The 7,674-nt window shown below is 44.1% G+C and carries 7 protein-coding genes; 1 reads left to right on the top strand and 6 read right to left on the bottom strand.

The genetic code is table 11. The features are described from left to right. Positions 1-51: 51 nt before the first annotated feature. Entirely contained in the window at positions 52-651 is a 600-nt protein-coding gene (locus tag AB4653_RS18855) for a tRNA-uridine aminocarboxypropyltransferase (protein ID WP_032555259.1), read from the bottom strand. A 9-nt stretch (positions 652-660) separates the two neighbouring features. Here AB4653_RS18855 and rrtA point away from each other — a divergent pair, with 9 nt between their 5' ends. Then, complete coding sequence (gene rrtA, locus AB4653_RS18850; protein WP_032555260.1) at positions 661-1,203, top strand: rhombosortase; 543 nt, start codon at positions 661-663, stop codon at positions 1,201-1,203. On the opposite strand, the gene AB4653_RS18845 is transcribed toward rrtA, so the two are convergent. The 5 genes from AB4653_RS18845 to clpX form a co-directional block, all read right to left on the bottom strand. Beyond that, the gene (locus tag AB4653_RS18845; protein WP_009847280.1) at positions 1,200-1,499 is read right to left on the bottom strand and encodes a ComEA family DNA-binding protein; all 300 of its coding nucleotides are present in this window, start codon (positions 1,497-1,499) and stop codon (positions 1,200-1,202) included. The genes rrtA and AB4653_RS18845 overlap by 4 nt on opposite strands. 221 nt (positions 1,500-1,720) lie before the next feature. After that, positions 1,721-3,586, bottom strand: a complete 1,866-nt coding sequence (gene ppiD / locus AB4653_RS18840; protein WP_009847281.1) for a peptidylprolyl isomerase — start codon at positions 3,584-3,586, stop codon at positions 1,721-1,723. Between the two features lie 220 nt (positions 3,587-3,806). Continuing rightward, positions 3,807-4,100, bottom strand: a complete 294-nt coding sequence (locus AB4653_RS18835; protein ID WP_012604504.1) for an HU family DNA-binding protein — start codon at positions 4,098-4,100, stop codon at positions 3,807-3,809. A 170-nt stretch (positions 4,101-4,270) separates the two neighbouring features. Next, positions 4,271-6,622, bottom strand: coding sequence for an endopeptidase La (gene lon / locus AB4653_RS18830; protein WP_009847282.1), 2,352 nt, complete (start codon positions 6,620-6,622; stop codon positions 4,271-4,273). Positions 6,623-6,754: 132 nt separating this feature from the next. After that, the coding region (clpX, locus tag AB4653_RS18825) for an ATP-dependent protease ATP-binding subunit ClpX (protein WP_372104986.1) at positions 6,755-7,674 on the bottom strand (920 nt) is incomplete at its 5' end.

Genomic DNA, 7,674 nt, shown 5'->3' with positions numbered 1-7,674 from the left:
GTTCTCAGCTCATACCGAGTTTTAATTCCTGGCTCACTTTACTGAAACAGCTTAATCTAAGTAGTTTTTCTCAAACACGCCCGGTGGCATTTGATTGATTTGAAACTGAATCATTCGGTCAAATGCCGTTAGCAGAGGGCTAAAGTCTCGATCATTTTCTAACAAGCTCAACAGATGATAACCCGCCTCTACTGTCGAAAGGCTGTTTTCACTTGGCGCTTTGCGAATTCGGTAATTACCCTTGAGATCTTTCGGCAAGTGAACCGTATTCAGCGCATGCAAGTTACTCGATACTTGCCACATTTTGAACGCCTTCTTCCACGTGCCATCCAATAAAATCACACGCAGCTTCTTATTTGGAGATGTTGCCGACTCAACTGAAACAGAGTTTTCACTTGGGTATAAAATCACATGTTGGTAATGTTCATTGGCCAGCAATGCGTTCAATTGTTCGTTGTCTGAAAAATCTTCACCGACAAGCGTCACGCTGTTATTTAGGGATAACGAGAGGATACGCGCAGTACCCATCGGGCGATGCTCTTCTGATGGGTGCTGAAGAATGATAAGCTCAACATTCGATTCGAGTGGTGTAACCCACTGACAAATACAAGCTTTCAAAGCCTTGCTGCATTGGGGGCAATAACGAGACATGGATTTAATGTGTACCCTGTTTTAATTTTCACTTCACTTTTATGCGTCTTATTCCAATTTGAGCCAATACAAGCTTGGGTCGTATGGGATAGCAATGCGATTGCCGAGGGGCAATGGTGGCGGATCCTAACAGGAAATTTTTCACATACCAACTACTCGCACCTTCTGATGAATCTAGCAGGCTTATGGATCATCAGCTATCTGTTTCAACCGAGTAAAAAACAGCTTGTTCTTGCTCTGCTTGTGATTAGTTTAGTGACTGGGATCGCCCTGTTGTTTTCGAGTATTCAGATCTATGTTGGCCTATCAGGCTCTTTGCATGGGTTATTTGGCTTATTCGCGCTCAGTGAGGCTTTAAACGGTAGGAGATCAAGTTGGCTGTTAGTGTTGGGATTAATCGCTAAAATCGCTTGGGAGCAGCTTGTTGGCCCTTCTAGCACAACTGGTGAACTGATTAATGCTCGTGTCGCGATTGAAGCCCACCTAGCAGGTGCATTGGCCGGAGGCTTCATATCTATCGCTTCATTTCTAACAAGTAGACAAACGGATTAAAGTTGAATTCTTTCGCGGTTCTTGTTAACCGTGGCTTCACCTATACCTTTCACACTCACCAAATCATCAGCAGTCGTAAATGCCCCGTTTTGATCCCTGTAATCGACGATCTCTTGAGCTTTCTTATCCCCCACACCAACCAATAGCGCTGACAGCTCTTCAGCTGTCGCGGTATTGATATTGACCGTAATCTCAATGCCATCGTAAAGCTCTGCCTTAGTTGGGCTGTCTGCATACGCTGCGGGGCTTAACAGAATCAGAAATGTAAGAAATAATGTTGAATATATCGTGCGCATAAACCGTTCCTTTGTTCAAAAAACGTAACTTATGCATTTGCTGCGCTAGATAAAACACTCACCAGACAAAAATAAAGCGGGTCACCTAAGTGACCCGCTTCGTTATACATCTAATTTTCATCAATTTGTTAGCTAGCTCGCAAACCGAGTTGCTGCACTACTTTCAAGTTGTATTCTCAAGTTGCATTACTCGGCAGAAGACTACCGAGTAAATTCAAAGCTTATTGAGCTTGACCAACGATGTAGTATTCAACGTCTGCATTTTTACGCAGTACGTTTAGTACATTAGTAAGGTCTTGTTGATTACCAACGCGCTCTAACTGTGCACCAAGTTGTGTGCTGTAAGCAGGGTTGATTTCAGCCGTTACTTTAGAAAGCTCAACAACAACGATGTTACCGTCTTGGTCTTTAGATTGTCCGAACACAGCTTGGCCGGCTTCTGGTTTCACTAGAGCGAATACAGATGCAGCTAATGGAGAATTACGGTCAATGGTTTCAAGTTCAGTAAACTCAAGGCTGTTATCCGCCAGTACCGCTTCATTACCTTGCTTGAGTTCGTTCACTAGAGAAACACCTAGCTCTACCGCTTGTTGCTCTGCTTTTACAGCAGACAATGCAGCTACAACTTGATCTTTCACTTCTGCTAAAGGAAGAACTGTTTCGTCGCGAGTCTCTTCTACACGTACAACAATAACGTGCTCAGGAGCCACTTCGATAACTTCAGAGTTCAAACCGTCTTCTTTCACTTCAGGGCTCAAGATAGCTTGCATTACTGCAGGCGTCATCAGAACTTCTGGAGCATCAGCTTGAGAGATGAAATCAGTCGTCGTGATCTTTGCGTTGATAGCTTCAGCAGAGTCGTCTAGAGAATCTGGGAATTCAAACGCTACTTTTTCAAGTTCAGTCTGTTGCTCGTAGAACTGATCAACTGCGTGTTGGTCTAGAAGCTCTGTCTTAATCTCTGCCGCTACTTCAGTGTAAGGCTGAGCTTGAGATGCTTTTAGTTCATCTAGCTTGATGATGTGGTAGCCAAAATCAGATTTAACTAGGCCAGTTGTATCGCCAATATTCACAAGAGCGAAAGCCGCGTCTTCGAATGCTGGGTCCATAACATCACGTTCAATCCAACCTAGGTCACCGCCAACGTCTGCACTACCGAAGTCGTCAGATTTCTCTTCTGCTAGCGTAGCAAAATCAGCGCCTGCATTTAGCTCGTCTAAGATAGACTGTGCTTTCGCTTCGTCATCACCTTGAACTAGGATGTGACTAACTTTGCGTTGCTCTTCAGTAGAGTACTTGTCTAGGTGCTCTTGGTAGTATTTCTGTGCTTCCTCATCGCTAACTTCAAGCTGCGATTTAAGAGCTTCAGCAGAAAGTTCGATGTAAGACACCTTGGCCTGCTCTGGACGAGTGTAAGCCGCAGGGTTCTCTTGGTAGTACAGTTCGATTTGCTCGTCAGTTAACTCGATATTTTTCGCTAGGTCAGCAACAGACAGTGTCACTGTACGAATGTCACGAGTTTGAGCAATAAGCTTGCTCTGAATATCAATTTCGCCTTGAAGAACAAATTCACTGCCTTGAAGTGCAGTAACAAGCTGGTTACGCATTAGGTCACGACGCATGTATTCAGCGAAGCTTTCTGCGCTGAAACCTGCACGACGTAATGCCGATTGGTAAACTTCTTGGTCAAATTGACCAGCCGTTTGGAACTGAGGCATTTCTAGAATCATGGTACGGATTTGAGAATCACTGATTCGTAGGCCTAGAGACTCTGCTTGCTGCTCAAGTAGAACATCGTTGATCATGCGATCAAGTACTGACTTACGGAAAGACTCAACGTATGTAGGGTCTGCAAGCATTTGAGCGAAGTAATCGCCAAGTTGAGATTGCATGCGATTACGTTCGTTTTGGTAAGCTTGTTCGAACTCACCACGAGCAATTTCTGTGTTGCCAACTTTAGCTGCTGCGTTGTTACCGCCACCGGTGATGTAGCTGCCTACACCTGCGAATACGAATGACAGGATAATCAACCCAAGGATAATTTTTACCGCGATGCTATTCACGCCTTCGCGTAATCGATCCATCATAATTTAAGTGCTCTCCGGATATGAAGCATTGGCTTCAAAATAAAAATCTATTCACGCGATATTATCAGAAAAAGAAATGCGCATCAGTAGGATGCGCATAATTTAAATAAGTTCAATGTGCTTTGCACATATACTGTTTAAAAATGAAACATCATTGTTCAAACAGTAAACGCATATTACTGCCTTCCCCTCACAAAACTCGAGGTTTCAGCAACAAAAATTAGTTACATGCGTCTTTAAGTGCTTTACCCGCTTTGAAGCCAGGTACTTTAGCTTCTGCGATTTGGATCTCTTCACCAGTTTTTGGGTTACGACCTGTACGAGCAGCACGAGTACGAACACTGAAAGTACCAAAGCCAACAAGTGCAACTTGGTCGCCTGATTGTAGCGTTGTGCCAACTGCTTCGATGAAAGCGTCTAGAGCGCGACCAGCTGAAGCTTTAGAGATGTCTGCGTTTTCTGCGATTGATTCTACTAGTTGTGTTTTATTCACTGTTTTTCCCCTATGTGTCATCTGTGACTACTTCTCGATGACTGTACGTTCCATTTTGGTTTTAATTTAGCCGCAAGCCTTATTACAAAAGGGCTGCCGCTTTAGTCGAATAACTTAGCGTCCAAAAAAAACGCTGACAAGCCTTTTCGGGTCTATCAGCGTAATTCTTTACTTATTTTTGCTATGCATCACTATTTTTTCACGTCGAACTCGACCCCTGACGGATCTCGTTCTAGTGCGACTTTCAGTACTTCATCAATCCATTGAACCGGAATCACCTTCAAGTCAGCGATTACGTTGTCTGGAATCTCTTCCAAATCACGTTCATTGTCTTTAGGAATCAAGACCGTTTTAATACCACCGCGGTGCGCTGCAAGCAGCTTTTCTTTCAAGCCACCGATAGGTAAAACTTCACCACGAAGGGTAATTTCACCGGTCATACCAACCTCTGCTTTTACAGGGTTACCCGTTAAGCTAGAGACCAATGCAGTACACATTGCGATACCCGCACTCGGGCCATCTTTTGGCGTTGCACCTTCCGGTACGTGAACATGAATGTCACGTTTCTCGTAGAAATCGGTGTTAATACCCAAATTTTCCGCACGAGAGCGAACCACTGTCATTGCCGCTTGAATCGACTCTTTCATCACATCGCCTAGTGAACCGGTTTGCGTTAGCTTACCTTTACCTGGCATTGATTCAGTTTCGATGGTCAGTAGATCGCCACCTACTTGCGTCCATGCTAAGCCAGTTACTTGGCCGATACGGTTGCTTTCATCCGCTTTACCGAAGTCATGACGTTGCACACCTAAGTACTCTTTCAGGTTATCAATGTTAACCGTTACAGATTTAAGGTCGCTGCCTAACAAGATATTCTTCACTGCTTTACGACAGATCTTAGAGATTTCACGCTCTAGGCTACGCACACCCGCTTCACGCGTGTAGTAACGAATGATGCCGATGATTGCAGAGTCTTCAATCTCAATCTCATGAGGCTTAAGACCGTTGCGTTGAACTTGCTTGTCCAATAGGTGGCTCTTGGCAATGTTCAGCTTTTCATCTTCTGTGTAACCCGACAGGCGAATCACTTCCATACGGTCCAATAGTGGGCCCGGAATATCCATCGAGTTAGACGTTGCAACAAACATCACATCAGATAAATCGTAATCGACTTCTAGGTAGTGATCGTTAAATGCGTTGTTTTGCTCAGGGTCTAGTACTTCTAGAAGCGCAGAAGATGGGTCGCCACGCATATCAGAAGACATCTTATCGATTTCATCTAATAGGAACAGTGGGTTCTTAACACCAACTTTAGACATCTTCTGGATTAATTTACCCGGAAGTGAACCGATGTACGTACGACGGTGACCACGAATCTCAGCTTCATCACGAACGCCGCCTAGCGCCATACGTGTGTACTTACGACCCGTTGCCGCGGCAATCGAACGGCCTAGTGAAGTTTTACCAACACCAGGAGGACCAACAAGACAAAGGATTGGACCTTTAAGTTTGTTGATACGGTTTTGTACTGCCAAGTATTCGAGAATACGTTCTTTAACACGTTCTAAGCCGTAGTGATCTTCGTTTAAGATCTCTTCCGCTTTCGCTAAATTCTTTTTAACTTTTGAACGCTTAGCCCAAGGAACGCCTACCATCCAATCAATGTAACTACGTACTACTGTTGCTTCAGCAGACATTGGCGACATCATTTTCAGTTTTTGCAGTTCTTGCTCAGTTTTTTCACGAGCTTCTTGAGGCATCTTAGAATCTTCGATCTTCTTCTTCAGAGTCTCGAATTCATCAGGCGCGTCGTCCATCTCGCCCAGTTCTTTCTGAATCGCTTTCATTTGCTCATTCAGATAGTACTCACGCTGAGACTTTTCCATCTGTTTCTTAACGCGGCCACGGATGCGTTTTTCAACTTGCAGGATATCAATTTCTGACTCCATTTGGCCCATCAAGAATTCCAGGCGTTCCGTCACATCTGAAATTTCTAGAACGTGCTGCTTATCTACCAGTTTAAGTGGCATGTGCGCAGCAATCGTATCAGCAAGGCGAGCAGCCTCATCAATACCGTTCAGCGAGGTTAGAACCTCTGGTGGAATCTTTTTGTTCAGCTTAATAAAGCCTTCGAATTGATTGATCGCACTGCGAACAACCACTTCTTGTTCTTTTTCGTCAAGTTCTGAGGTTACAACGTATTCGGCATCCGCTAAGAAAAACTCACTCTCTTTGAACTGGTGAATTTTTGCACGCTGCTGACCTTCGACAAGTACTTTTACGGTACCATCTGGCAGCTTTAGCAACTGAAGAATAGTAGCGACTGTACCTACGTTAAATAGGTCGTCGATTGAAGGCTCATCAGTGTCCGCTTCTTTCTGCGCTACAAGTAGTACTTGTTTGTTAGCTTCCATTGCCGATTCAAGGCAAGTAATCGATTTTTCACGACCAACAAACAATGGAATAACCATGTGTGGGTAAACCACTACATCACGTAGAGGTAGCACGGGGATTTCGATACGCTCGGAACGTTCCAAGTTCATATATTTCTCTCTTCCGCTTTAACTTATAAAGCAGTATATGGGGCTTAAACGACTGGATTCAATGGAAGAATAAAAAAAAGGAGGTAATTGCTTACCTCCTTTTTCAATTTGAGTGTGTAGTCTTAAAAAGACCTACTCTGCAACAGCTGCTTGGTTATCTGAGTTACTGTAAATCAATAGTGGTTCTGACTCACCATTAATTACCGACTCATCAATCACAACCTTGCTTACATCAGTTGAAGATGGCAGTTCGTACATAGTTTCTAGTAGAACACCTTCCAAGATAGAGCGTAGACCACGAGCACCCGTTTTACGGTTCATTGCTTTCTTCGCAATTGCGCGTAGGGCGTCTTCACGGAATTCTAACTCTGTATCCTCAAGTTCAAATAATGCAGCGTACTGTTTTGTCAGTGCATTCTTTGGCTCACAAAGGATTTGGATTAGCGCTTCTTCATCAAGCTCTGTCAGTGTTGTTGTAACAGGTAGACGACCAATGAATTCTGGAATCAAACCATACTTCACTAGATCTTCAGGTTCTACTTGAGTGAACAGTTCACCGATAGTTTTGGTTTCGTCTTTTGAACGCACTTCTGCGCCAAAGCCGATACCTGAACCTGTTTCTACACGTTGCTCAATCACTTTATCTAGGCCGGCAAACGCACCACCACAGATAAATAGGATCTTAGACGTGTCCACTTGCAAGAACTCTTGCTGTGGATGCTTACGACCACCTTGAGGTGGAACTGAAGCCACTGTACCTTCAACAAGTTTTAATAGAGCTTGCTGTACACCTTCACCAGACACGTCACGCGTGATCGATGGGTTTTCAGCTTTACGAGAAATCTTATCGATTTCATCGATGTAAACAATGCCGCGTTCCGCTTTCGCTACGTCGTAATCACATTTCTGAAGCAACTTCTGGATGATGTTTTCAACATCTTCGCCCACATAACCCGCTTCGGTTAGTGTTGTTGCATCTGCCATTGTGAAAGGAACGTCTAGGAAACGAGCCAGTGTTTCAGCCAGTAGGGTTTTACCACTACCAGTAGGAC

It is taken from the genome of Vibrio sp. 10N.222.48.A3 (assembly GCF_041475345.1).
GTDB classification, from domain to species: Bacteria; Pseudomonadota; Gammaproteobacteria; order Enterobacterales; family Vibrionaceae; genus Vibrio; species Vibrio tasmaniensis_A.
Note: the sequence above shows the minus strand (reverse complement) of the source record. Positions and strands in the feature narration are given on the sequence as shown.